Annotated in this window: 19 protein-coding genes; 15 read left to right on the top strand and 4 right to left on the bottom strand. The window is 48.8% G+C overall.

Translation table 11 applies throughout. The annotated features are described in order from the left end of the window. Window positions 1–59 precede the first annotated feature (59 nt). The 6 genes from ACINK7_RS04230 (at window position 60) to ACINK7_RS04255 (ending at window position 7,644) form a co-directional block, all read left to right on the top strand. Window positions 60–2,381 carry an ATP-binding cassette domain-containing protein gene (locus ACINK7_RS04230; protein ID WP_404360049.1) on the top strand — a complete coding sequence of 774 codons (2,322 nt, stop codon included), beginning with the start codon at window positions 60–62 and terminating at the stop codon, window positions 2,379–2,381. Between the two features lie 21 nt (window positions 2,382–2,402). After that, window positions 2,403–4,013, top strand: a complete 1,611-nt coding sequence (locus ACINK7_RS04235) for a protein kinase (RefSeq protein ID WP_404360050.1) — start codon at window positions 2,403–2,405, stop codon at window positions 4,011–4,013. A 123-nt stretch (window positions 4,014–4,136) separates the two neighbouring features. Further along, window positions 4,137–5,297 (top strand): VWA domain-containing protein, encoded by a 1,161-nt coding sequence (locus tag ACINK7_RS04240; RefSeq protein ID WP_404360051.1) that lies wholly within the window; start codon window positions 4,137–4,139, stop codon window positions 5,295–5,297. A gap of 27 nt (window positions 5,298–5,324) precedes the next feature. After that, the gene (locus tag ACINK7_RS04245; RefSeq protein WP_404360052.1) at window positions 5,325–5,942 is read left to right on the top strand and encodes a hypothetical protein; all 618 of its coding nucleotides are present in this window, start codon (window positions 5,325–5,327) and stop codon (window positions 5,940–5,942) included. 196 nt (window positions 5,943–6,138) lie between these two features. Next, the gene (locus tag ACINK7_RS04250; RefSeq protein ID WP_404360053.1) at window positions 6,139–6,858 is read left to right on the top strand and encodes a M48 family metallopeptidase; all 720 of its coding nucleotides are present in this window, start codon (window positions 6,139–6,141) and stop codon (window positions 6,856–6,858) included. A gap of 9 nt (window positions 6,859–6,867) precedes the next feature. Further along, window positions 6,868–7,644, top strand: coding sequence for a PP2C family protein-serine/threonine phosphatase (locus ACINK7_RS04255; RefSeq protein ID WP_404360054.1), 777 nt, complete (start codon window positions 6,868–6,870; stop codon window positions 7,642–7,644). Between the two features lie 86 nt (window positions 7,645–7,730). Here ACINK7_RS04255 and ACINK7_RS04260 read toward each other — a convergent pair whose 3' ends face one another. From ACINK7_RS04260 to ACINK7_RS04275, 4 genes are all read right to left on the bottom strand, one after another. Beyond that, complete coding sequence (locus tag ACINK7_RS04260; RefSeq protein ID WP_404360056.1) at window positions 7,731–9,749, bottom strand: putative bifunctional diguanylate cyclase/phosphodiesterase; 2,019 nt, start codon at window positions 9,747–9,749, stop codon at window positions 7,731–7,733. A 43-nt stretch (window positions 9,750–9,792) separates the two neighbouring features. Then, complete coding sequence (locus ACINK7_RS04265) at window positions 9,793–10,419, bottom strand: YfiR family protein (RefSeq protein WP_404360057.1); 627 nt, start codon at window positions 10,417–10,419, stop codon at window positions 9,793–9,795. Continuing rightward, window positions 10,416–12,368, bottom strand: coding sequence for a TonB-dependent receptor plug domain-containing protein (locus ACINK7_RS04270; RefSeq protein ID WP_404360058.1), 1,953 nt, complete (start codon window positions 12,366–12,368; stop codon window positions 10,416–10,418). Before ACINK7_RS04270 ends, ACINK7_RS04265 begins: the two co-directional genes overlap by 4 nt. Before the next feature lie 1,379 nt (window positions 12,369–13,747). Next, complete coding sequence (locus ACINK7_RS04275; RefSeq protein WP_404360059.1) at window positions 13,748–15,331, bottom strand: AAA family ATPase; 1,584 nt, start codon at window positions 15,329–15,331, stop codon at window positions 13,748–13,750. Between the two features lie 745 nt (window positions 15,332–16,076). On the opposite strand from ACINK7_RS04275, the gene ACINK7_RS04280 reads away from it, so the two are divergent. From ACINK7_RS04280 to rnhB, 9 genes are all read left to right on the top strand, one after another. Then, a complete protein-coding gene (locus ACINK7_RS04280; protein ID WP_404360060.1) occupies window positions 16,077–17,612 on the top strand; it encodes a thymidine phosphorylase family protein in 1,536 nt (511 codons plus the stop codon). A gap of 5 nt (window positions 17,613–17,617) precedes the next feature. Then, window positions 17,618–18,493, top strand: a complete 876-nt coding sequence (locus ACINK7_RS04285) for a ribose-phosphate diphosphokinase (RefSeq protein ID WP_404360061.1) — start codon at window positions 17,618–17,620, stop codon at window positions 18,491–18,493. 30 nt (window positions 18,494–18,523) lie between these two features. Then, window positions 18,524–18,898, top strand: coding sequence for a YajD family HNH nuclease (locus tag ACINK7_RS04290; RefSeq protein WP_404360062.1), 375 nt, complete (start codon window positions 18,524–18,526; stop codon window positions 18,896–18,898). 232 nt (window positions 18,899–19,130) lie between these two features. Next, window positions 19,131–20,261: a cell division protein ZapE gene (gene zapE / locus ACINK7_RS04295; RefSeq protein WP_404360063.1), complete on the top strand. Its 1,131-nt coding sequence runs from the start codon at window positions 19,131–19,133 to the stop codon at window positions 20,259–20,261. A gap of 375 nt (window positions 20,262–20,636) precedes the next feature. Beyond that, entirely contained in the window at window positions 20,637–22,952 is a 2,316-nt protein-coding gene (bamA, locus tag ACINK7_RS04300; protein ID WP_404360064.1) for an outer membrane protein assembly factor BamA, read from the top strand. Window positions 22,953–23,210: 258 nt separating this feature from the next. Then, complete coding sequence (locus tag ACINK7_RS04305) at window positions 23,211–23,711, top strand: OmpH family outer membrane protein (RefSeq protein ID WP_404360065.1); 501 nt, start codon at window positions 23,211–23,213, stop codon at window positions 23,709–23,711. Window positions 23,712–23,784: 73 nt separating this feature from the next. After that, window positions 23,785–24,228 (top strand): 3-hydroxyacyl-ACP dehydratase FabZ, encoded by a 444-nt coding sequence (fabZ, locus tag ACINK7_RS04310; RefSeq protein WP_125218394.1) that lies wholly within the window; start codon window positions 23,785–23,787, stop codon window positions 24,226–24,228. 2 nt (window positions 24,229–24,230) lie between these two features. Beyond that, window positions 24,231–25,001: an acyl-ACP--UDP-N-acetylglucosamine O-acyltransferase gene (lpxA, locus tag ACINK7_RS04315; RefSeq protein ID WP_404360066.1), complete on the top strand. Its 771-nt coding sequence runs from the start codon at window positions 24,231–24,233 to the stop codon at window positions 24,999–25,001. Between the two features lie 2 nt (window positions 25,002–25,003). Further along, window positions 25,004–25,567, top strand: coding sequence for a ribonuclease HII (gene rnhB, locus ACINK7_RS04320; protein ID WP_404360067.1), 564 nt, complete (start codon window positions 25,004–25,006; stop codon window positions 25,565–25,567). Window positions 25,568–25,644 lie beyond the last annotated feature (77 nt).

The following is a 25,644-nucleotide window of genomic DNA, read 5'->3' on the forward strand; positions in this document are numbered from 1 at the left end:
TTTAAGTTTCATTTAATTTAAATCTATTGGGTGAAAGAGCGCCGAGTTCAAAAATAACAATGAATAATGCATACATCGGTCGCACAGTCAGCGAAACTCCGTTTCAACTCGAACTACTTGCGGCAAAGACAAGGCAAGCGATAGCTTGTGAATTCAGCAACGCGTGTCGACTCGGTAGCGATACCGATAACGATGTTCAGATAACTGGAGACGGGGTTTTACCCCGGCACGCCAAGATTTTTGTTAGTGAAGATAGCGCATTATTCATTGCTGCGATCGACGATGCGCCAATTACCGTTAATGGCACGCTTGCAGACAAACCATTGATGCTGAATAACGGAGATTGGCTTTTATTCGGTTCCACGCCTTTTCAAATCAAGTTTCAATCCAGTCAAGCCGCTGATGAGGTTTTGTCCGGCGACGATGCATCGGCCGGCATTGCACTAACCGGAAAGTCGGTGCTGACGATAGGCCGATTACCTCAATGCGATATTACGATACCTTCGCCGTTGGTGTCCCGCGAACATGCCAAATTAACCAGGGAGCCTACGGGATGGATTATCGAGGATTGCGGCAGCACCAACGGAACCTTTGTCAATGCGGTGCGAATCAGCGGTAAGCAACCGGTGATAGCCAATGACTGGTTGAGCTTTGCCGCATTCGACTATCGGTTCGACGGGCATGCTATTTTTCCATCGAACCAAGACGGTCAAGTCAAGATAGAAGTGTATCGGTTGACCAAAGAGGTCAAGGAATCGTCGGGCCAGGCTAAACGTTTGTTGGATAGCTTGAGTTTTGCGATTCATCCGGGCGAATTCGTCGGTATTTTCGGCACCAGCGGTTCGGGTAAATCGACGCTGTTGGATGCGCTGAATGGTCGACGTCCCGCCACCAGCGGTGAGATTTTATATAACGAAATCGATTTGTACGGCGCGTTCGATTTGTTTCGTGCGGCGATCGGTTATGTGCCTCAGCAGGACATCGTGCATCGTAAAATCGTTATGCAGCATGCGTTGAAATTTACCGCTAAACTGCGTTTGCCGCCCGATACCTCGGATATTGAAATGGATGAAAATGTCCTGAAGGTGCTTGAAAAGGTCGGGTTGGCCGAGAAGGCGGGATTGGCTGTCGATACGCCGACACCTTTGAGCGGCGGCCAACTGAAACGCGTCAGTCTGGCGGTGGAATTGGTCGCCAATCCGAATGTGTTATTTCTGGACGAAGTGACTAGCGGGTTGGATGCAGGTACCGATAAAAAAATGATGCAATTGTTTCGGAGTTTGGCCGAGGACAAAAAAACGGTTGTTTGCGTGACTCATACGCTGGAAAATATCGATACCTGTCACCTTGTCTTATTACTGCACCAGGGGCGTTTGGTTTTCTATGGACCGCCTCAAGCCGTGATCGGTTATTTCGGGATCGATCGCTTATCCGATGTCTATGAACTGCTCGAAAGTCGATCGGCTTCGTATTGGGCAGATAAATACCGAGCCTCGAATTTTAACGATACTTATGTCGAGAAGCGTTTGAAACTATCGGAGCAACACGACAATAAAGATGTTCTAAAATCAAACACGCGACCGACGAATATCAAATGGTTGCAGAGTTGGCGCCAAACCAAAACGTTAATGTCGCGTTATTGCGAATTGATTTTGTCGGATCGTAAAAATCTACTAATTTTAATCTTACAGGCGCCGTTGATCGCGTTGATCGTCAGTTTGGTATTCGAGATGGACGATCAGATAGCTCTGCGAGCGGCCAAGCAAAGCCAGATTCTGTTTATCATGGTGTTGTCCGCGATTTGGTTCGGTTGTCTTAATTCCGCACGGGAATTAGTTAAGGAGTTGCCTATTTATATTCGCGAACGCTCGGTAAATTTAGGCTTGGGGCCTTATATCGTTAGTAAATTGATTCCGTTATCGTTGCTTTGTTTTGTGCAATGCTTCTTATTATTAGGCGTGATCGCGTTATCGATATCGGTGCCGGGCGATCTGGTGCAACGTTTTTTGATTTTGTTCGCATCCGGCATGGCGGCGACCACGATGGGTCTTTGCGTGAGCGCCTTTGTCAATTCCAACGATAAAGCGGTTGCGACGGTGCCGATTTTATTGATTCCGCAGGTCATTTTATCCGGTGCAGTGGTCAATCTTGAAGGCGCCGGGCTCTGGATAGCTAAAACATCGATGATTTCTTATTGGTCTTTCGATGCGATGAAATTGACGCTCGGCGAGGAAATTCGGTCAGTCAAGGATTTTACCGGAAGCACGGTCGTATCGATCGCAGGAAGCACAGGGAGCGATTTGGCGGCGATTGCCGGATTGGGTTTATTTTTTCTGATCGCGACGGCAATAGGTCTGAAACTCAAGGATGCTAAAAAATAACCGAAGCCGATTTGAACGTATATGAATGAAACAGCACAAGAACAGCCCCGTACCTGCCCCAAATGCGATCACCCGGATTCGGCCGATGCGATCGCGCAAAATAAATACCGGTGTACGCAATGCCAATACGAAATAGCGCATATCGATACCGCGCCTAACGGCTCGATACGCGGTATTTTCGGTTGGTTGAAAGGCGTCGGCGATTTGATTGGCGATCGCTATATTATCCAAACAGTGCTGGGAAAAGGCGGTTTTGGCGCGACTTATCTGGTCGAAGACCAACGCGTGAAAGGAAAACGTTGGGCTCTCAAGGAAATTCCAGAGATGCTGTTCGATGAATATGAAGTCTCGTTGTTGAGCAACCTCGATCATCCCTCGATTCCGATCATTGTCGACCGTTTCAATGAAAAAGGTATGGTTTATCTGGTGTTGAAATTCGGCGGAAGCCGAACGTTGGCCACCGAATGCAAGCGGCTCGGTAGAATTGTCTTTAAGGACCTGAAGGACTGGGTCATTCAGGTCGGGCAGGTGCTCGAATATCTGCATTCGCGAAATCCGCCGATTATCCACCGGGATTTGAAGCCGGAAAACGTGTTGCTGGACGATGAAAATAGAATCATGCTGATTGATTTCGGCATCGCCAAGGAGTCGTCACCCAACGAAATGACCCGCACTTTGGGAAGAGCCGCCTCGTTCGGTTTCAGTCCGCCCGAACAGGTCATGGGCACCGGTACCGACGTTCGGTCCGATATTTATTCATTGGCGGCCACGGTTTATTTTGCCGTGACCGGTCAAACACCGGTCGCGGCGCATGAAAGGGTGTCCGGTAAAACCCTTACGCCTCCCAAACAAATTGCGTCCGAATTGCCGGATGCCATTAACAGCATGATTCTCAAAGGTTTGAGTCTCAATGTCAACGAGCGCCCGCAGACCGTGGCGGAATTCATCGGCGTATTTTCAGCCGGCAGCCCAGTTGACGAGGAGGCTTTGCTGTCTGGTAAAACGGTGCAAATTTCGGATCTGCAATTCGGGCCGGTTATTAAGACCCAAGGGAATCGTTCGCAGCCGATCCCAAGTTCAACGACTCACTATGCCGAAGCCGACAATAGCTCCATAAAAAAGCTGGCGCTTGTGCTTGTCGTTGTCGTAGTGCTGTTTTCTGCGTTTGCCGGCGGTGCCTATTGGCTGTTTTTCAAAGACGCATCGGATGAGGCGCCGATTGCGATCGTCGGACCCGAACCCGAGTCTTTACCGCGTGAGACCGGAATTGCCGAAGAGACGGTTCCTGCCGCAATGGATTCGCCGTTTTCCGCTCCCGCCGTCGTCGCGGAGCCAGCCGTGCCTTCGGCAACGAAGCAACCGGCCGACTCTGGTTTGTCGGCGCTGGAAATATTGAATAAACGCAGGACCGTTCAGCCGGAATCCGATAGCAAGTCTTCGGTCAATAAAGCTTCGCAAACACTCGATTCGAATCGCGTTGTTCAGCAAGCAAGCACGCCTCCAAAACCGGTTGCACGGCCGAAGCCGAAGCCGAAGCCGAAACCGCAACCTAAACCGATAGCCAAAACCGAACCCAAGGAAGATAATTCCGGCTGGGTTATTATTCCGGGACAAACACAAAAAATACGTTAGGCGGGCATTCCGGAACCGAAATTTCACTAGCAAAGGGTATAAAAAGGTTAGTCGTTGTTTATGGGGGAATCGGACATTGAGTCCGATGGGTAAAACACTACTTTATAATGAGGAGTCTACGTCATGATGAAAAATTCAAGACAAACGCAACAGACCGGCAAAAAACGGTTTAACGGGGCAGGAAGCTTTATAGTACCTGTTTTGGTTTTAATGCAAGCCTTGTTTCTTGCGGGGCCTGCGAATGCCGGCGGCTACGGATTTGCTGCGCCCGGCGGTTACGGCGTTAAGGTCTATCGGGTAAATTATGCCTTGTATCCGTTTGTACAATTGTATATTCGGACTTTCGATCAAAACATGCAGCCTTTGGTGAATCTCAATGAAATGAATATCGGACTGATGATCAAAGGCAAAAGCTACGATCCGATGAAACGCCAATACGGTATTCAAAGCATACGCAATCGAAGTGAGGCGACACGTTCCGTTTTAGTAATCGATGCCAGCAAGTCGATGGCGGGAACGGCATCGGAAACTGCGCTCAGAGCCGCTGCCCGCTTTATCGACAGTAAACGGCCCCAGGATGAGGTGGCGATCCTGGCGATACGAGATACCAAAGAAGGCTATGATCTGGTGTCTCAATTCGAAAGAGATGCGGGCGCCCTTGCCAGAAGGTTGGCTGATATTCGAATCGATGGTATGAAAAGCCGTATTTACGATAGCATCGGGGCGGCGATTCAGATGTGCGGCATGTCGGCGCAAGGATCTTCGGTAGATCCTTCGGCCGATAATGTTATTGCTTCGTGTTCGGTTGTCGTTTTTTCCGACGGACGAGACGAAGGCAGTGCGCTTTCTCGCGAAGAGCTGAATGGCCGAATTACTTCGATGCGGATTCCCATACCCGTGTATTCGCTTGCTTACGGCAAGAGTTCAGTGGACTATTTTAGAAATCTCGAATCCATATCGAAAAATTCGTTCGGCATCTATTATTCATTAGGTGAAACCTATGACAAGATGCAGCGCATCGTCGAAGAAATCCAAAACATTCTACAAAGTGACTACGTCGTGACTTTTCGTTCTTATATTCCGGTTGACGGCGAGCAGCACTCGTTCAAGGTCGGTATCGAATATCCGACAGGTAGCGGTAAATATTATTACGACAATGGCCAATTCGAAGCGATAGAGCCGCCGCCTATCCAAGCGATTGATAACTATCTCAACCTATTAAATCAAAAAATTCCGCGTCTGCCGGATAACGATCCTTTTTACAACAGGCCATCCGTTCAGTAGCAGCGCTAATCTAATGAGGATTTCATCATGAATCATGCGTTCCCTAAAACAGCCCTAAGTGCGGTTGTATGCGCCAGCCTGATCACGGGATGTGCGACTACCCCGGAAAATCAACAAGCGATTGGTGCGGGGTTAGGCGCGGTGGCAGCCGGGTTGACGACCGGTCTGTTGACCGGTAATGTCGGCTACGGTTTAGCGGCGGCGGCCGGCGGCGCCGCACTCGGTTGGGGCGCCGTCAAATTAGCGCAATACAGTTCGCAACAGGTGCGCAGTCCTGCCGAGGACCAATCGCTATACGGGTTTACGCCTGCCGCCAATACCGTGCTGGTCCGTTTGAATAAAGGCACGGCTTCGCCGGATACTGTGACGCCAGGGCAGCAAGTCATGGTTGCCAGCGATTATTCATTATCGGTACCGCAAAATCAAAGCATAGCCTCGGTCGAGGAAACCTGGACCTTAAAAAAGGACGGGAAGGTGATTTTCGAAGCTCCGCCTCAAAATGTGCAGCGTTCCGCCGGCGGTTATGCCGTCAATGCGACGATTCCGATACCTAAGAATGCATCGGCCGGTACTTATGTCGTCGAAACCAAAGTTCAAGCCGGCACCAGCAGCGATATCAATCAGGCCGTATTTATCGTTCAATAAGTGCTACTCCCTTTTGATCGAAAAACCGTCTAAGAAAAAGGTATGGGATATGTCTATCGAGGACCGCCGTAAACCCATCCATGGAGGCTTGACGGCAGCAATCCCTGCTGCCGACATCCTCGCTAGCCACACCCCATACCTTCATAAAGTTAGCCATTTTTTGAGTATAAAGGGAGTAATGTTCCGCTTGCGGATAATGAAAAGAAGTGCGCCAAGGACGATAGCAGGGGTGTTTTTTTATTTGCTGATCGGTGGCTGTTTGATTTTAAGGTCGGCTTGGGCAAATTGCTCCGGTGAACAGCAGCATTCCGCGAAAGCCGCCTATCGCATAGAACAGGAATGGCCGTTAAGGCCGAGCCAAGACATTGTCAATCAATATTTGCAAACCCTCGGAGAGCGTCTTCTTCCCCGAAGCGGGCCTTGGCTAACGCGGTTTAAGCCAATCGATTGGCCGGCTTCGGGATGGCGCTTTTTTACAGTCAGGGATAGCTCGGTCAACGCGTTTTCGATTGGCGACGGACGCACTTATATCACCGAAGGCAGTTTTCATTTCGTCAAGAACGAAGCCGAACTCGCTGCGATATTGGCTCATGAAATGGGGCACCAGTTAGCCGGTCATTTTTGTCTTCGGCCAGGTCGATCTGTCAAAGAGCATAGGCAAATAGGCACGCTGGTGCAAATCATCGATATCGATAGAGAGATCGAAGCGGATGCGATCGCATCGGATATCTTGCAGGCAGCCGGTTTTCCGCCCGACGTTTTGCTGAATGTCATTGATCGCTTGCCGGTAAAAGGCGACTCACAGCAGCATCGAACTCGGCTAAATAAACTATCGAAGCGATTGGAGCCGGGAGTCAATGATGATTTTTCAAGTTCCGCAGAGTTTTTTCGGATCAAGCAATTATTATCCGATTAGAGAGCGAACATGAAATTCGATCTATTTAAACGATTTATTCATGACCAAGCCGAAAAATCCGATAGGTCGAGTATTCAATTTAGTTGTTTTACTCATCCGGGTAAAGCTAGAAGCAATAACGAAGATAGTTTTTTAATGCTGCCTGAAATGGGTATTTGGGCCGTTGCAGACGGCATGGGCGGACATAATTGCGGAGAAGTTGCCAGCGCGGTCGGGTTAATGACCTTGCATCGCGAGTTGGCTTCCGGAGCAAAATTGATCGAAGCTATTCAACGCGCGCATCTCGAAATCAAGGAGCAAGCTTTCAAAGATGCAGAAGCCCAAGGGATGGGAATGACCTTGGTCGCGGTACAAATAGAAGAGGGGCGTTATCAAATTGCCTGGGTCGGTGATAGCCGCGCCTATCTCTGGCGGAATAATGGGTTAAGGCAATTGACCAAGGATCATAGCTATGTACAAATGCTGATTGATCAAGGCTTAATCGATGAAGAAAGCGCCAAGATCCACCCCTATAAAAACGTTATCACACAAGCGATCGGCAGCTCCGACAAAGAAGTCGTGCAAGTGGATGTGGTCGAGGAAAAACGCGAGAAGAAGGATATTGTATTACTTTGCAGCGACGGCTTGACCGGTCAAGTGCCCGATTTAACAATCGCGACCATACTTTCCGGGGAAGAGAGCTTGGATAATAAGGCCGAGCAGCTTTTGACAGAAGCGTTGGCGAATGCGGCCGACGATAATATTACATTGATTTTGTTGGCGGAATCCCAGACGAACTGTCCGTAAAACCCTAAAGGCTGTCGTTGTATACCTTTCGCACTTCAAATTTCGGCAGTGCCGAATTTTGATCTACGATGGGTATAAAGTTAAATTTACAATAATTCCTTTAACTGATGGAAAGGAACCGGCTTGCCGAACAAATAGCCTTGCACGGTGTCGCAGCCGTATTGTTTGACATAGTCGTATTGAGTTTCGGTTTCGACGCCTTCGGCTACGACCTTTAAATTCAGATTGTGCGCCATTGAGATAATGGTTCGCACGAGCGTTTCGTCATCGGCGTCATGTCCCAGGTCATGCACGAATGAACGGTCGATTTTCAGCGTATGTAGCGGAAGTTGTTTCAAACGGCTCAGTGATGAATAAGCGGTGCCGAAATCGTCGATGCTTAGCTCGATGCCCAGTGTACAAAGCTGCTCCAAAATTGTACAGGCGTCTATACTGCCGGGGCCAAATAGGCTTTCGGTAATTTCCAGCTCCAATTTGTCGCCGGGAAAGCCTGTTCGTTGCAAGATTCCGGAGATTACTTCGACAAGGTCTTCGCGAATGAACTGGGCCGGAGACAGGTTGACCGCGAGCCGTAAATCGGCTTCGCCGCCGGTGCAGCACGCGAGCATTTCGCGGCAGGCGTTTTCGAGCATCCATTCGTCGATTGCAGCGATTAGGCCGCATTCTTCGGCCAGCGGAATGAATTCCGAAGGAGCGATTGGGCCTTCTTCAGAATCGTTCCAGCGCGCGAGCGCTTCGACGCTGACGATCGCAAGACTGAGCGTGTCTCTTCTGGGTTGATAATGGATGTTGAATGCGCCCTCTGCAATCGCTTTACGCAACTTGTTTTCGAGAGCCAGACGGCGCACCGCGCGATCATTCATGTCGGACGAGAAGAACGTAAATTGATTGCGGCCCCGGTCTTTCGAACGATACATCGCGGTGTCGGCATTTTTGACGATAGTTTCGGCGTGGTTGCCGTCTTCCGGAAACAGGCTGATGCCGATGCTGGTCGTGATGTGCAAACTGTATCCCTCGATCGGTATCGGTTCGGCGATCGCAGCGATCAGTTTGCTCGCCACTTCGGCGGCATCGGTGCCTTGGCGAATTTGCGTGAGTAAAACCGCGAACTCGTCGCCGCCGAGACGGGCCAGTGTATCGCAGTCTCGAATGCAGGCCAGAAGGCGTTGCGAAACTTGCATGAGTAACTTATCGCCGACCGCATGTCCCAGCGTGTCGTTGATCGTTTTGAACCGGTCGAGATCGAGAAACATCACGGCGAGCCTCTGTCCGTGGCGCCTGGCCTGGTCGATAGCGAGCTTCAAATGGTCGTCGAAAGTGATACGGTTAGCCAAACCGGTCAGCATGTCGTGATAAGCTTGATGTTCCAATTGACGAGTCAATTCGGTTAGTTCGAGCGTGCGTGCTTCGATTCGTTCCTCCAATTCATCGCGCGCCTTCTGCAGTTCGCGGTCACGCAACTGGATTTGCCTCAGCATATCGTTAAAGTCGTCGACTAGCGTGCCGATTTCGTCCGATGAGATTTTTTCCGCGCGCAATCCGTAATCCTGGCCCTCCGAGACGCGGCGAGCGGTCTCGGCGAGTTTTAATATCGGCTCCGAAACCAGTCGTTGTAGGCGGCTAGATAGCAGGAGGGCGGTCGACAGCGACAGCAATAATACGCCTAAGGCAATGATCAGGTGGAATGTTTGGCGCTGTTCCCAATGACTTAGATCCGAAATCAGCAGAATGTTGCCGATCTGATGACTGTCGAGCAGTATCGGCGAAACGACGAAAAAATTCCCGTCGATGCGGCCGGTTTCTTCGGCGGGAAAGGCGGGAGGAATGCTGTGCTCGTCGCGATCGAAGTGAGCGAACATGACGCCATCGCTCGAAAACAACACTGCAGAAACAATGTCTGCTTCATTCTTGAGACTCGCGAGCGTTTTGTCTGCCGATTCCGCGTCGCCGAACGTCAACGCCGCAATCGAGTTATGGCCGATGACGCCGGCTTGAGCCTGCAAACGCTCAAATATCGCGCTACGCATCGACAGCCAATCGTTTACAGCAAAACCGACGGCCGACAACAACAATGCGCAACTACTGGTCAGCAGCAACATCAGCATTAGTTTTTTTCTGATTGAATTTTTACCGAAGAGCTTCATGGCTTCAGGGGGCTTCGTCGACGATTGTCGCCAATTTCAATAATTGCGAACTCATTTTCAGCCCGGCTTGGCGCGATCGGGTGAGATTAATTTCAAATCCGATGCGCGTGTCGTCTCGCACTAGGCTGATCATGATGTCGCTTCCCGCGTGCAATAATGAGTCGGATTCGGTCAGGTCGGCGATCGTCAAGAGTGGAATGGTCGGGCCGAAACGGGCTTCTTTGAGGTAGCTCCGGAGTTCATTATGAGCGATCAGCAGAATGTGACAAGAGTCGTTCTCGTTTAGGCTGTCGACTCGGGTTATCGAAACATGGCGTCCGCTAACCATTTCTCCTTGAATCAAATCGACTGCTTGATGGATCGGATTGCTGCGATAGAGACAAAGCAATAGCTGTTCGTCCTTGCTTTCGAATGCCTCGGGCGGCCATGAGACGAAACGAGCAATATTCAGGACGAATGCAGCCTTGATACGGTTGACCCTATCGGATTGGGGGTCCGCAGCGGCATTGGCAGTGAACAAGAGCCACGCGAACGCGACAATCAGCTCGATACGAGGCCGACAAAGGCGAGGGCTCGTCTTAAAACCGTGGAATTGGGTCTTGATGCCGTTTCTGATCGGTTGCTCAGTCAAGGATCAAAACTCCATTTAAGTTGCCCCCAGATTTCGCGTTCGCTTCGCTCGGTGTTGTACTGTGTGCCGAAATCAGCTGCCGGATCGAAGACCCGGGTGTCGAACACATTATCGATTCCGAAGGCATACGAAAGGTTTTGTGTAATACGGCCGGAGCCGAAAACATTTGCGATCAAGAATTCTCTCGAGTCGTCTCTTCTGAAGGCATTGGTGTCCGGACGGTTGCTGGTATAGAACAGCGAAAAACCAAGATTTTGCCGCTCATAGTAATTGTAATTCAGATTGAAACTGCCGTTCCAAGAGGCGAGATAGGGCACGTTGCCCGTACCCCGGTCCTCGGCCTGCAGATAGGAACCGCTCAAACGCAGATTTATAGCATGGATCGGTTGCATGTGGAAAACCGCTTCGGCGCCGTGTTGCTGCCATGTGTCGGGGCTGTTGCGAAAATATTCGTCCGCACCGTTCGGAGTTGGTGTTTCATGGATGTAATCATCAACCTCGTTATAGAACAGCGTGACGTTAATATTGGCCTGTTCCCATTGATAGAGATAACCGAGTTCCAGCGATCGTATGCGTTCAGGATCGGGCACCGGCGCGACGAAGTCGGTGCCTTCCAACACCTTCAGATATTCGCGAAAGGTCGGTGTGCGAATCGCCGTTCCATAGAGCAGTTTTATGGTTTGATGGTCGGTCGGCGTATACACGAGAGCCGCGCGGTAATTAAAGAAATCGCCGAATTCGTCGAAGCGGTCGTAGCGTCCGCCGAGCGTCAAATCGAGTTGTGATGCGATGCTCCATACGTCCTGTACGTACACCGCAAAGTCGTCATTAGTGACATTCGGATTAGTCAATAAGCTTCCGGTTTCCGGTGTATCGAAAAATCCGCGATCGAAACGGAAACGGCGCTCGAAGTCCATATTCGTTGCTTCGGTTCGCAACCAATTGAACCCGAGTGCGAATACATGATCGTCGAAAAGGCGTTTGAAACCGGTCACTGTAGCGCCGGCCATTGCAGCATTTTGATGTTCTTCGTAGCCGAGTTGTTGCGTCTGCTGTTCTTTTTCGAACTCCCGGGCTCTATCCCAGTTGTAGAAAAAATTCGCCTGTATTTTGCCGCCATCGAGGTTGCCGGCTTCATAGAGCGCGGCCAGTGTTAGCGAATCTTCTTCGATAAAGGCATTCTGCGTATCAGGAATAAACAGGAACGGAGTGTTATTACGATAATAATCGGCGGTCAGCGTCAAGCCTTCGAATGGAGCCGCCTTCAAAAACAGGTTCGCATAATCCTCGTCGAGGGGTTGCAATGTTTCGCTGCCAATGAAGCTATTGCGGTCGCTTCTGAACGGAGCATCCTGCTCTAAATAACTGCCGAAGACCTGTAACTGTTTGCTGTTGTAAAGCAGCGTGCCTTTGCCGCGCGCATTACTGCCGCCTTCGGCAGTCGCTTCGATGCGTGAACTCTCGGCGAATTTGCGCGTCGTGACCGAAATGATGCCGCCGTAAGCATTGGCTCCATAGAGCGTCGACGCAGGTCCTAGAATGATTTCGACTTTTTCGATTTTTTCCAATGGAAAGTTGTCGCCGAGTGAGAAATTGCCGTAATAGACATGCTGCCTGCGGATGCCGTCGACCATTAGTACCAGTTTGTCGTTAAAGCGGTCCAGCAAGCCGCGCGCCCAGATTGCTCGGTGCCTTTTGCGATGTTGATTAAGTTGCATTCCGGGGACGAAGGCAAGGAGATCGTCGAGACGCCGGATGCCGAGTCGGACGAAGGAATCGCGGTTGAAGCTATAAACGGTGCCCGGTGCCTTTGAATATTCTGTAGGTAACAGCGACGCGGCATTGAACACTTCAATATCCATCAATTCCTTGAGCGACATGCCGGTCAAGTCGGCTTCGTCGAGGTCTTTGTCCGAGTCGGCTAAGGCGCCGGCATTCGTGAGCAACATCAGGGTAAATAGTCGCGCGCGAGCGTTGAAAAACCTTCCAAAGCGAAAAACGAGCGGCGGATATTCCCTGTTCTCAGAAAGCGGTGGGGGCAAGCGGAAATTCATCTTTATTCTTAACGGCCTTTTAATGCTTTAGAGTCGAGAGAAGCTATCGCAGTAAGGTCAACTCGGTCGATTGCTGAATAAAAAGTCATTTTACAGGCATAGGAAAGCTGGGTGGGCACCGAAAAATAGTTGCGGGGCAGCATTCCGGAGGTTGTTTTATTCGGGCCGAGGTGTTTTCTGTTCCGGTTGAATAGCATGATGCGGACCGTTCTTCGAACCGCCGAGTGAGAGACTCCGAGCAGTTCATGATTCGAATGTGAATGCGGTATGAGTTTAAGCGAATCATCGTTTGCATTGAAAATAGAAAGATTGTGTCATGTTTAGTATTTTTTGATGACAGCATGGTCGATTGGTTCGAAGCGTCAATGATTTTAGATTGTTAAGTATAGTATTTACTGCGAAATTTAAAATAGAAAATGCAATCCAATGATATATAAGGTTATTCTACGTCTTAATTGTGTAAAAAATCTTACGACTAGATTGAAGGCATGAGGTGTGTGTTTGTCGGAGGCGTCTATTCCTTAAAATCGATCCAGCACTAAAATATGTGGAAATTAGGTACTGGATGAATCTAACCATGGGGACTTGGTAGGAGCTTCCTGCTGACAAGCCCCACTTTTTTGCTATGTTCGCGTTAGCAGTTGAAGCAGTTCTCTTATCTGCTAAATAAGGCAGTTAGGAAATAGTCAAAATAATTTTTTTTGATGCACCGGTAAAGCTAAGAGCTTTAAGGATTTCGTGAAAAATAACTTCCTGGAAATATGAATTTTTTCAATCATTAGGCAATGAGACCTCGATACCATTTATTGTTACTTAATACTTTCGGCCTCGAAATCACAATCAGGGGATCGCTCCCACTTAGCGTCCGCTGCTCTCTTTGGGAGCGACGCCTTCGCCGCGATTATCGGAGCCGTTAACGCTCAAACACCAATAGCCTTTCCGAATAACGCAACAATTTAGCACTCGGTAGCTACTTTTGCACAATAGATATATTTATACTTGTGTATAACGGCGAGAGCACCAGCTTGGGAAACACGCCCGGGAAGCTCCAGCTTCCTGAGCAGGTTGGAGCTTGGGTAACAGTATTAACCAGGACTGGAGGTCGAGATGCGCATTTCAGATCGTAGATCGATTATAAATCCAGGGCTCGGCAATATACGGAATGATAGAGGATACCCTTCCTTGCCGCCGACACCTTTTTTACCCTCAAATTGGGAATTGCTGCAATCGGGAAACCGAACCTGCCTACTCTACGAACATTAAAAATAGAAAAGTTATTTTTGACCAAGTTTTAAAATTTTTATCGCCGCGAATAAATCTTCAAAAGCCGATTCGTTTTCGGTGTCGATCTGTATAGTCATGTTTTGTTCCGGTTCCGTTAATGGCTCGTCCGAGCCGATTTGTAGTTGCAAAATAGATGGGGTGGCTTCGGAGGGGTCGTTGCGTTGCTGTTGCCTAGACTCGATCCGCTCGATTAAGGTTTGTAGGCTTGCTTTAAAATCCAGGATGAGTAGCGGAGCATCGATTTTTTCGGCTAATACAATAAAGTCCGCGCGTTGAGCGTGTTTAAGAAAGGTGGCGTCGACAATGACGCTGAACCCTTCGTTCAGGATGGCATGAGCCGTATCGATCAAGTGCCGATAGGTAATGCGACCGGCTTCGGCGTTATAAATGCCGCTTCCCGTTTCGGAGTTCGTTGATTCTTGCGGAGCGAAACCATACAGGCGTTTACGCTCGATATCCGATCGCAGGTGGATTGTGCCAAGCTTTTCCGACAATTTTTCGGCAAAAAAGGATTTGCCGGACCCCGAGAAACCATGCGTGATTAATAACATTGGACCTGATGCTTGTATATGACGTTCGGCCAAATCGGCATAGGCTTGGTATTCGGCGTGTATGCTATTGCGGTTGCTTGGGTCGGAATCTTGTTGCATTCTCAACAATGCTACCTTGGCGCGAACCAAGGCTCGGTAAACCAAATAATAGCGCAGCAAAGCCAAGCCTTGATAATCGCCGGTTTGTTGTAGATAACGATTGAGCAGTCGCCATGCTAATAGTTTGAATTGGCGGTGAATCAAGTCCATGAAGATAAAGGCTATTTCGCTGGAGACATCGATCCAGCGCAGCATTGGATTGAATTCAATACAATCGAAGGGTGTCACCTGACCGTCGAACAGCGCGATATTGCCTAAGTGCAAATCGCCGTGACATTCCCGGATAAAGCCTTGGCGTTTACGTTGACGCATGAGTTCGGCCTTCTGTTGCCATTCGTTTCGAGTCCAGGCATGCAGGCTTTTCAGTCGGCGAATTTCCGCTATGTCGTCCAGCAACGGTTCTATGTGTTGAAAATTTTCTTCACTCCAATGTTTGATATCGTCCGGTTCGCCATAAGGCGATTCAAGACTTGCCGTTTCGGTGTCGGTATGAAATCGGCTGACGATTGAGGCGATGCCGTCGATATCATCGGTTGTAAGCAGGCCGTTTTCGGCGCGCACACTCATGAGTCCTTGTTGATCGAATTGCCGCATTTTTACAGCATATTCGATTGCCATTCCTGTCCCTCCCATCTCGGGTTTTTTGGCGTTCCCAGTTATCGAAACGACGTCCAAATAAAGCGATGACGCAAAGCGGCGGTTAAGCCGTAATTCTTCAAGGCAACAAAATCGACGTTTTTCGAGGGTTGAAAAATCCAGAAATCCGAAATCAACCGGTTTTTTAATTTTATAAGCGAATTCGCCGGTCAGCAGTATCCAAGAGATATGCGTTTCCAATAATTTAATCGTTGCGGTTTCGTGAGGATAGGCTTGACCATCGAGAAGGGAGTGGATTAAACGTGTGTCAATGGTTTTCGAATTCATGGTTAAGCCCGAAGCAGTTTTTTCTGTATGATACCGTTTATTCGCATCGTAGATCAAAATTCGGCACCGGGGGCCCATCAAAGGCCCCTCACCTAACGCTAGGTGAGGAGCCGGTCACCCCGGTGCCTCCTTAGGCACTGCCGAAACTTGAAGTGCGAAAGGTATATATCAAGCAGGACAATCCTTTGTCTTTGTCGGTGCGAGGTTGAGGGTTTGTTCGAGATTAATGTTTACTCGGGGCAAATGCGTTTTTTACTTCTTTTGTGATCGAAGACCGTGTAAGAATAAACCTTGGACTTGGCAGTTTAATCATGAAGCACATGAAGTCTTTCAACTTTCGCTGAAAATCTTGGAAACGGAGCGCTAGCGAAGTGAAGATTTTTAGTCCCCGATAGCCGTAGCGCCGGGTGTTTTGCCGGAGTCTGCGCGAATAGCGCAGGCGGAGGCAAAATACAAGGCATCGCGACACGGCGTAAAGCCATTTGTGGGAGTGCTACGGAGCCGCATCGAGTTGACGATGATGTGGCGTAGTGGCACGGACGCAGGGCGAATCGGGGCCGCCGAAGGCAATAATCGCCAAGTCATTTTTCGCTGCTGAAATCGGACGGACCCCATTTCAGCTTTCGCGAAAAATCTTGGCGCGCTTGTGATCCCCAAAATGGGACTTGCTGGAATGATTGGCTTCGGTTGACATTGTTTGTTGCAACAAGCATTATCAGCCGAATTTATTTTAATTAAGACTCACATGAGTAACGACACGTTACAAATTCGTCGTATCGGTATCGATACGTATCATGAAAACGTTGCCTATTTAAACCGGGAATGCGCGTTTTACCGAGCCGAGGGGTTTCAGGCATTGTCGAAAATCAAGGTTTGCGCGAACGGCAATAAACTGTTGGCAGTACTCAATGTCGTGGACGATAGCTCCATCGTGCATTCCGGCGAGCTGGGTCTTTCTGAGCAAGCTTTTCAAAAACTCAATGTTGACGAAGGCGCATTAGTTACGGTTGAACATGCCGAGCCGCCCGTGTCGATGGATGCTGTTCGACGTAAGATTAACGGCGAGCGCTTGAGTCAGGATGATTTTACTAGTATTGCCAAGGATATTGCCGAGACACGCTATTCTAAAATGGAAATGGCTGCTTTTTTGGTCGCGACCGGTCAAAACAATCTCGACCGAGACGAACTCCTATATTTGACGCGAGCAATGCTGGATTCTGGCGAGCGCATGAATTGGCACGAATCGCTGGTGGCCGACAAGCACTGTATCGGCGGCATACCGGGTAATCGAACTTCGATGTTGGTCGTGCCTATCGTCGCCGCACACGGCATGTTGATCCCGAAAACGTCGAGTCGGGCGATTACGTCGCCGGCCGGTACCGCCGATACGATGGAAGTTTTAGCCGAAGTCAATTTATCTCCTGAACGTTTACACGATATTGTGCGCCAGGAACGCGGCTGTCTAGCATGGGGCGGTACCGCGAAGCTGGCGCCGGTCGACGATCTGTTAATTTCGGTCGAGCGCCCGCTCGGGATCGACTCACAAGGGCAAATGGTAGCCTCGATTCTATCGAAAAAATTGGCGGCGGGTTCCACGCATTTGATCGTCGATATCCCGGTCGGGCCGACCGCAAAAGTTCGGCACATGCGTCAGGCGCTTGCTTTACGCAAGTTATTCGAGTTTGTCGGCGACCAGCTCAATATTCACTTGGAAGTCATGATTACCGATGGTCGCCAACCGGTCGGACGCGGCATCGGGCCGGTACTCGAGGCCCGCGATATCATGCAGGTGTTGGAAAATAATCCCGATGCGCCATTCGATTTGCGCCAAAAATCGCTGCAATTAGCCGGAAGAATTATTGAATTCGATCCCGATGTTAGAGGCGGGCAGGGCTATGCGATTGCGCGGGATATTCTCGATTCGGGCCGAGCAATCGCCAAAATGAACGATTTGATACAGGCTCAAGGCGCAAAAACCATAGACTTTACGCCCGGTATTTTATGTCATGAGGTTTGCGCGGATAAGGCGGGTATCGTGACCCATATCGATAATTTTCAAATGGCCAAGATTGCCCGTATTGCCGGCGCGCCGATGGATAAGAAAGCCGGCGTCGATCTGTTGAAAAAAATCGGCGAAAAGGTACAGAAAGACGAGCCGATTTATCGTGTCTATGCAGGTTTTTCGGCGGATTTCAAATTCGCGAAAACGCTAGCGACCGATGATAATGGTTATCGTATCGGCGTCGAGGGACATGTATTGAAACCGTTGGTGGCTTTCTAGATAATATGCTGATACTGGCCTTCCCCGATTATTGCGCACCAGCCGAGAGGCTGGCTTGTAGGCTTAATGCGCCGTTCGAGCTCATTGAGTTGCACCGCTTTCCCGACGGCGAAAGTTTGGTTCGGCTTCCGGCTGTCTTGCCCGATCATGTTATCGTTTGCCGAAGTCTCGATCGGCCGAATGACAAGCTGGTCGAATTAATGCTGTTTGCCCGAACGGCTAGAGAATTGGGAGCTAAGCGAGTTACCTTAGTAACGCCATACCTTTGTTACATGCGACAGGATATTGCTAACCGCCCCGGTGAGGCAGTTAGTCAACGCATTGTCGGCCGGTTGTTGGCTGATTTATTCGATGATGTTCTAACGGTCGATCCGCATCTCCACCGTATTTCTCATTTAAATCAAGCGATTCCGCTTGCAAATGCGGTTTGTTTGTCCGCTGCCGGCGCAATTGGCGATTACTTGAGCAATCGGTTCGAAGATGCGATTCTGCTCGGTCCGGACAGCGAATCCGAACAATGGGTATCCGGTATTGCCGCACAAATCGGTTTTGACTATGCGGTAGCCGATAAAATCAGACGCGGCGACCGAGAAGTCGACGTTACCTTACCCGATAAGGAGTTTAAGGATAAACTTGTCGTTATCATCGACGATATGGCCAGCACAGGAAGGACACTGGCTCGAACGATCGGTTTATTGCAAAATGCCGGTGCGCGTGCCGTTTATGCCGCGATTACGCATCCGTTGTTTTGCGGCGACGCCGAGGCGCATATTCGCGCGGCAGGCGTCAAAGAAATTTGGAGTACGGACAGTATCGAACACCCGACATCTTGCATCAAGCTCGATGCGTTGTTGAGTGAAGCGGTCCGGTCGATTTTATAGTCCCAGTTGCATTAACAATAAGGTGATTTCATGCCGACTAAAAAAACTTTGGATAAAACCAAACTCGATCAAATCGTTCTCGATGCACGCCGCGGTCAGGCCGAACGGGAAAAGGGTTACCGCGAAAAAGCGCTGAAAATGTATCCGTGGATTTGCGGCCGTTGCGCGAGGGAATTCGATCACAGCAATGTCAGGGAATTGACTGTGCATCATCGCGATCACAATCATGATAATAATCCGGCGGACGGCAGTAATTGGGAGTTATTGTGTCTGTATTGCCATGACAACGAACATGCCCGCTATGAGCATGCGCATTATAATACCGGTTCAGCCAAAGACAACGGTAAAACTGCGACTTTCAATCCTTTCGCGAATCTCGAGAGTTTGTTGAAAGGAAAGCAGTAACGCAGGCTGCTTTGCAAGTTGGCCGGAGCCCGGCTGTCTCTATCGCACTTCAAGTTTCGGCATTAGCGTCCTTGCTTTGCGATGTTTCGAAAGCGCCTTTTTGTTCGGGTAAGGCTTGCACTGGTTAAGGCAATTTCTTTAAATACTCCATGAGCTTCATGGTTAAATTACCGAATTTAGGATAATCGGTTCACCTTGTCGAGAAACCCAGTCGGTTTTTAACCACCATACCATGTTTAAAAAATTCCTAAGCAAAATGACTTCGGCTCAAGCTAAGCAGGATGCCGGTGAGTCGTTGCTCGTTGAATATCGATGGCGGGTTGAACAAGGTCTTATCGAGTATGATCCGGCCCAGGTCGAGGCATTGCATTATCTTCAGGAAATGCTGGATAAATTGACATCCGAAAATCGGTCAGGATTTTTGAGGCTGCCTTCGACGCGCGGAAAACTTTGCAAGAATTTGTATATCTACGGCGGCGTCGGACGAGGCAAGTCGATGTTGATGGATTTATTTTACGACCATTGTCCGATTCAGGAAAAACGCCGGGTTCATTTCCATACGTTCATACTGGAAGTTCATGAGTTTTCTCATCGTTGGCGTCAGGAAAAAAAACAGGACGTCATTCATTCGCTGGCCGCTGAAATTAATGCCTCGACAAAACTGCTTTGTTTCGACGAGTTTCATGTGATTGATGTCGCCAATGCCGTTATTTTGGATCGTTTGTTCAGCCGTTTATTCGATCTCGGTACCGTCGTTGTGACCACTTCAAACCGGCATCCCGATGATTTATACCAAGGCGGATTAGTTCCGGAGCTGTTTTTAAAGTTCATCGAGCTGTTGAAGGCTTCGGCAGATGTCGTTGAGCTCGTTGCCAAACATGATTATCGCTTGACTCGTATTCACGGCGCTGAAAAAACCTATTTTTACCCGCTTGACGAACACGCGGCTTCGGCTTTAGAGCAGTGTTACCGCGAAATGACCCATTCGGCACCGCTAAAGCCTTACAGTCTTAAGGTGTTGGGTAGAAATGTCGTACTGAGAGCCGCTCATGGCGATGTGGCGTTGACCACCTTTGATGAAATGTGCCGGCAGCCTTTAGGGCCGGCCGATTATTTGAAAATCGTGCAAGCTTTCAGGGTCGTGATTGTATCCGGCATTCCGAAATTCGGTTTTGATAATCACGACGAGGCCAAGCGTTTTTCGACATTGGTCGATGCTTTGTATTTTCATAAAGTCATTCTTATTTGCAGTGCCGAGGCTCCGGCTAGAGAGCTCTATGACGAGAACATACGCGCATTTTTCCTGAAGCGTACTGTTTCGCGATTGATCGAAATGCAGTCAGATTATTATTTAAAGCGGTGAGGAGTAAGCAGGAAAGAGGAAATTAGGACTTGACAAGCGTATAAAATGCCGCATCATTTCGCTAACCGCTAACCGCTAACCGCTAACCGCTAACCGCTAACCGCTAACCGCTAACCGCTAACCGCTAACCGCTAACCGCTAACCGCTAACCGCTAACCGCTAACCGCTAACCGCAAATTAAATCTCCCAACTTGCAATAACTTTAGTCAATTACTCATTGGAATATAAGGAAATTTGTCTCGATTTATAGCAATTCAAGGCATCAAGTCATTAAATTTACAGAAAAAATGATGACTTTTCGGCAATATGGATGTTCAAACTCCTGTGATATAATCGCGCTTTAGCTAAATCGTATCGATGCTTCCATTCCTCTTCATGAATTTAAAGACTTTTACGCGCCTTTTTATACTGTTTCTGGTTGTTTCCCAAGCGGTTAAAGGCGACGATGGATTTGTGGTCGATAATATTCAGGTCAATGGCTTGCAGCGAATTTCTGCGGGGACCGTCTACAATTATCTTCCGGTCAATGTTGGCGAGTTTTTATCGGAGGATCGAATTCCTGAGGCGGTTAGAGCCTTATTTAAAACCGGATTTTTCAAGGATGTTTCGCTGGCGAGGGAAGGTTCGACGCTGATCGTCAATGTTACGGAGCGGCCATCGATCGCTAAAATCATCTTCGAAGGCAATAAGGATATTAGCTCCGAAGACTTGCTCAAGGCATTGAATAATATTGGGCTTGCCGAGGGCAAGGTATTCAATCAACAAATGCTCGAGAAGGTCGAGCAAGAATTGAGCCGCCAGTATTTTAGTCACGGTAAATACGGCCTTAAAATCGATACCGAAGTTTCTCCGTTAACCCGCAATCGTGTGGGTATTCGCATCAACATTTCTGAAGGCCGAGTAGCGAAAATCAAGGAAATCAATATTGTCGGCAATCGATCCTTCGACAACGACGATTTGCTCGATAATTTCGAATTGAGCACGGGCAATTTATTGTCGTTTTATACGAAAGACGATCAATATTCCAAACAAAAATTATCGGCAGATCTCGAGCGGCTGCGCTCATATTACCTTGATCGCGGCTATATCAATTTTTCGATTGAATCGACGCAAGTTGCCATTACCCCTGATAAAAAAGAAATCTATATCACCGTCAACGTCAAGGAAGGCGATGTGTTTATGCTGGAGCAAGTCAAAGTCGCCGGTAATCTGATCATCGATCCCGAAGAAGTGGTTAAATTGGTGCAAGTGGGCCCGGGCGAAATTTTTTCCCGCAAGAATGCGACCGAAACTTCTAAAGCGATTTCCGATCGCTTGGGCGATGAAGGTTATGTGTTTGCGAATGTCAACATGGTGCCTGAAATCAACGATGTCGATAAAACGGTTGCGATGACTTTTTATGTCGATCCGGGTAAACGCGTCTATGTCAACCGGATTAATTTCAAGGGTAATACCAAGACGCGTGATGAAGTGCTGCGCCGAGAAATGCGGCAAATGGAGTCGAGTTGGGCGTCGACGAGAAAGATCGAGCGGTCGAAGGTGCGTCTCGAGCGTTTGGGATATTTCGAAGAGGTGAATGTCGAAACACCGCCTGTTTCCGGCACTGCCGACCAGATCGATGTCAATTATTCGGTCACCGAAAGGCCGGCCGGTAATTTGACGGCCGGTATCGGTTTTTCGCAAGTGCAAGGTATTATCGTTAATGCTAATGTTTCCCAGGATAACGTTTTCGGTTCCGGTAAGCGGCTTAATTTAGCGTTTAACAACAGTGATATTTCGACCAATTATCGCTTCGGTTTTTACAACCCTTATTTTACCTTGGATGGCGTTAGTCTCGGCTACGATATCGGTTACCGGACCACCGATGCGCAGCAGGCGAACATCTCCAGCTATTTGACCGACGTGGCGAATGCCGGCGTGAATTTCGGTATTCCGTTGAGCGAATTTAACCGGTTAAATTTCAATGTCGATCTAAGGCATACCAAGCTCAAGTCGACGTCTTTCTCTGCGAATGAAGTCAAAAATTTCATAGATCCGGGCTGCGTTGAGAGGACGGACTGTAAGGATAGCGATAGCGAGTCCTACCTTACGCTGGCGCCGTCGATAGGCTGGACCTACGACACACTGAACCGGGCGATCTTTCCGACCGACGGCGGCCAGTACCGACTATCCGCGTTAGGCACGGTGCCGGGCAGCGATTTGGAGTATTACAAAGTCAGTTATAAGCAGCAGCAATACTTCCCGCTCGCGAAGGATTTAACGTTTAGTTTAAGTGCGGAATTGGCTTATGGCGACGGCTACGGTAAGACCGACGACTTACCGTTTTTCGAGCATTATTTTGCCGGCGGCGTGCGTTCGGTGCGCGGCTTTAACGACAATACCTTGGGTCCGCGAGACAATCGGGGACGACCATTCGGCGGTTCGACCAAAGTAACCGGCAGCGCCGAGGTGTTTTTTCCGATTCCATTCATGAAGGATCTCAAGTCGGTTCGGCTCGGGACTTTTCTTGATGTCGGTACGGTTTCCGACAGCCCTAGCAATATCGGAGAAGATATGCGTTACTCGGTAGGCATATCCGGAGAATGGTTGTCGCCGTTCGGCGCGATCGCGGTCAGTGCAGGTAAACCACTGAATCTTAAAGAAGGCGATGACGAGAGAATCTTCCAGTTCTCTTTCGGTTCCGGATTTTAACCCTGCTTTAACATTTGTCGTACATAAGACATTGAATATTAAGGTAATAAAAATTTTATAGCACTACAAAGCCATTTTTGGCGCGTTTTTTAATTCTTATGCTTCAATAATTTAGACCGTAGGTACTACATTTGTTAAGGCTGGGTTAACAGAAGTATATTTTTGGTTTAAGCGGGTTATCACCTATAATTTGGCGGTTACATCGCAGGTTTGTCCGTTTATGGACACTATTTTTAATTTAAATTTACGAGTTCGATAATGAAAAATAAATTTGTTTTATTTTTGGGTTTACTGTTGAGCGCCAATATGGCTTGGGCGGATTTGAAAATCGGTTTTGTCAATATTCCGGCAGTTTTGGAAAAGGCGCCTCAGGCTGAAAAAGCCAAAAAACGTTTGGAGCAAGAATTTTCTCCGAGGGACAAGCAGCTTGTTGCTCAGCAAAACGATATCAAGAATCTTGAGGAAAGATTGAACAGGGATGCAGCGGTCATGGGCGATTCCGAAAGAAGAAATCTGGAAAAAGACATTCTTAATAAACAACGCGAATTTAAAAGAAGCCAGCAAGAGTTCAGTGAAGATTTCAATATTCGCCGCAATGAAGAGCTGGGCAAATTACAGCGCAAAATTGTCGAAGCGATCCGCGAATTGGCCAAGAGTCAAAGTTTCGATTTATTGCTGACCGAAGGGGTTATTTATGCGAGCGAAACGGTCGATGTCACCAATCAAATTCAGCAAAAACTGTCTGCAATGCCTGATTAATTCAGGCGTTATGAAAGTAAAAGGCTAAAGTTGCCGGAATCACCTATCAACCAATAATAACACTTTATCATTCATGTCTATCAAGCTAGATATTTTACAAATTCAAGAGTTTTTACCGCATCGCTATCCCTTTTTATTGGTCGATAAAGTGGTCGAATGTGAACCCGGTGTCAGATTGTTGGCCGTTAAAAACGTGACTTACAATGAACCCTTTTTTCAAGGGCATTTTCCGCATTTGCCCATAATGCCCGGTGTGCTGATTTTGGAAGCGTTGGCGCAAGCGACCGGCTTGTTGGCGTCGGAAACAGATCCTAATTTGGGAAAAGGTATGACTTATTATTTGGTGGGTATCGATAATGCTAGATTCAAGAGACCGGTGAGTCCCGGCGACCAATTGATGCTGGAAGCCAAATTCGTTAAAAGTAAACGCAATATATGGTCGTTCGATTGTCGAGCCGAAGTGGAAGGCGAATTTGTCGCCAGTGCCAACATCATGTGTGCCGCAGCGGTGGATTGATTTTGATAGATACAAGAGCAGTCATACACGAACGTGCCCAATTGGCCGATGATGTCAGTGTCGGTCCTTACTCGATCATAGGCCCGGATGTCACCATTGGCGCAGGTACGGTTATAGGGCCTCATGTGGTCGTCAATGGCCCGACTAGTATAGGCAAGGGTAATCGGATTTATCAATTTTCCTCGATAGGTGAAGATCCTCAAGATAGAAAATATGCTTCCGAGGTAACCCGGCTTGAAATAGGCGATAGGAATGTCATTCGAGAATTCGTGACGATGCATCGAGGGACTTTGCAGGACCGCAGCGTAACGCAGATCGGTTCGGATAATTTGTTCATGGCTTATACCCATGTCGCACATGATTGCGTGATCGGCGATCACGTGATCATGGCTAACGGCGCGTCGTTAGCTGGTCATGTGCATTTATGCGACCACGCAATACTAGGCGGTTTTACGCTGGTCCATCAGTTTACCCAAATCGGACAATACAGTTTTTCGGCGATGGGTAGCGCGATTACGCAGGACATACCGCCTTTCGTGATGGTTGGCGGTCGTCCAACGCGCCCGCATGGCATCAACTCGGTAGGTATGGAGCGCAATGGCGTGTCGCCGGAAGCCGTTCGGCAAATCAGAAAAGCCTATAAAATTCTTTATAAAATGAACCTAAAGCTCGAGGATGCGATCGAGGAAATGGAAGGCATGGCCGGCGATAGCGACGAGTTGTCGACCATGGTCAGTTTCCTGAGGAACGTGACTCGGGGCATTCTACGATAACCGTGCAAAGAGTTGCCGGAGTCGACGAAGTCGGTCGAGGATGTCTAGCCGGTGCCGTATTCGCGGCGGCTGTCGTTTTAGACCCGAATAAGCCGATTGCTGGTTTGAAGGATTCGAAGAAGCTTTCCGAAAAGCAACGTGAAGCACTAGCGTTGACCATCAAGCGGGATGCGCTATGTTGGTCCGTGGCGCGGGCGGAACCGAGCGAGATCGATCGCATCAATATTCTGCACGCGGCGCTGCTGTCGATGGCGAGAGCGATCGCGATGATCGATCCGGTTCCCGATTGGATTATCGTGGACGGCAATCGCTATCCCCCGATCGATTTACCAGGAGAGGCCATGGTCAAAGCCGATTCGCAGGTGCCGGAAGTTTCCGCGGCTTCAATCTTGGCCAAAGTCGCTAGAGACAGAGAAATGCTGTTTTTGGAGCGACTTTATCCGGGCTATGGTTTCAATTTGCATAAAGGCTATCCGACCCCGCTGCATCGGCAACAATTAATGCAGTTGGGTATTACGCCGTTTCACAGAAAATCTTTCGCTCCGGTAAAGGCCTTGATTAAATAATTTTAGTCTCGCGCAGGGGCGCGGAGATTAAGTTATAGCTATCACACTCAAATTTCAGCATTAGCTTATAGATGCTG

This window comes from Methylotuvimicrobium sp. KM1, assembly GCF_044788715.1.
Taxonomy (GTDB): domain Bacteria; phylum Pseudomonadota; class Gammaproteobacteria; order Methylococcales; family Methylomonadaceae; genus Methylotuvimicrobium.

Excerpts from the sequence above, each read along its gene's own strand:
- ACINK7_RS04270 (WP_404360058.1), bottom strand. The coding sequence starts at position 12,368 with ATGTTGCTCACGAATGCCGGCGCCTTAGCCGACTCGGACAAAGACCTC.
- ACINK7_RS04285 (WP_404360061.1), top strand. The coding sequence starts at position 17,618 with ATGCTGATACTGGCCTTCCCCGATTATTGCGCACCAGCCGAGAGGCTG.
- ACINK7_RS04240 (WP_404360051.1), top strand. The coding sequence starts at position 4,137 with ATGATGAAAAATTCAAGACAAACGCAACAGACCGGCAAAAAACGGTTT.
- ACINK7_RS04245 (WP_404360052.1), top strand. The coding sequence starts at position 5,325 with ATGAATCATGCGTTCCCTAAAACAGCCCTAAGTGCGGTTGTATGCGCC.
- ACINK7_RS04260 (WP_404360056.1), bottom strand. The coding sequence starts at position 9,749 with ATGCTGATGTTGCTGCTGACCAGTAGTTGCGCATTGTTGTTGTCGGCC.
- ACINK7_RS04275 (WP_404360059.1), bottom strand. The coding sequence starts at position 15,331 with ATGAATTCGAAAACCATTGACACACGTTTAATCCACTCCCTTCTCGAT.
- ACINK7_RS04255 (WP_404360054.1), top strand. The coding sequence starts at position 6,868 with ATGAAATTCGATCTATTTAAACGATTTATTCATGACCAAGCCGAAAAA.
- ACINK7_RS04305 (WP_404360065.1), top strand. The coding sequence starts at position 23,211 with ATGAAAAATAAATTTGTTTTATTTTTGGGTTTACTGTTGAGCGCCAAT.
- ACINK7_RS04235 (WP_404360050.1), top strand. The coding sequence starts at position 2,403 with ATGAATGAAACAGCACAAGAACAGCCCCGTACCTGCCCCAAATGCGAT.
- ACINK7_RS04290 (WP_404360062.1), top strand. The coding sequence starts at position 18,524 with ATGCCGACTAAAAAAACTTTGGATAAAACCAAACTCGATCAAATCGTT.
- fabZ (WP_125218394.1), top strand. The coding sequence starts at position 23,785 with ATGTCTATCAAGCTAGATATTTTACAAATTCAAGAGTTTTTACCGCAT.
- bamA (WP_404360064.1), top strand. The coding sequence starts at position 20,637 with ATGAATTTAAAGACTTTTACGCGCCTTTTTATACTGTTTCTGGTTGTT.
- ACINK7_RS04250 (WP_404360053.1), top strand. The coding sequence starts at position 6,139 with ATGAAAAGAAGTGCGCCAAGGACGATAGCAGGGGTGTTTTTTTATTTG.
- ACINK7_RS04230 (WP_404360049.1), top strand. The coding sequence starts at position 60 with ATGAATAATGCATACATCGGTCGCACAGTCAGCGAAACTCCGTTTCAA.
- zapE (WP_404360063.1), top strand. The coding sequence starts at position 19,131 with ATGTTTAAAAAATTCCTAAGCAAAATGACTTCGGCTCAAGCTAAGCAG.
- ACINK7_RS04280 (WP_404360060.1), top strand. The coding sequence starts at position 16,077 with ATGAGTAACGACACGTTACAAATTCGTCGTATCGGTATCGATACGTAT.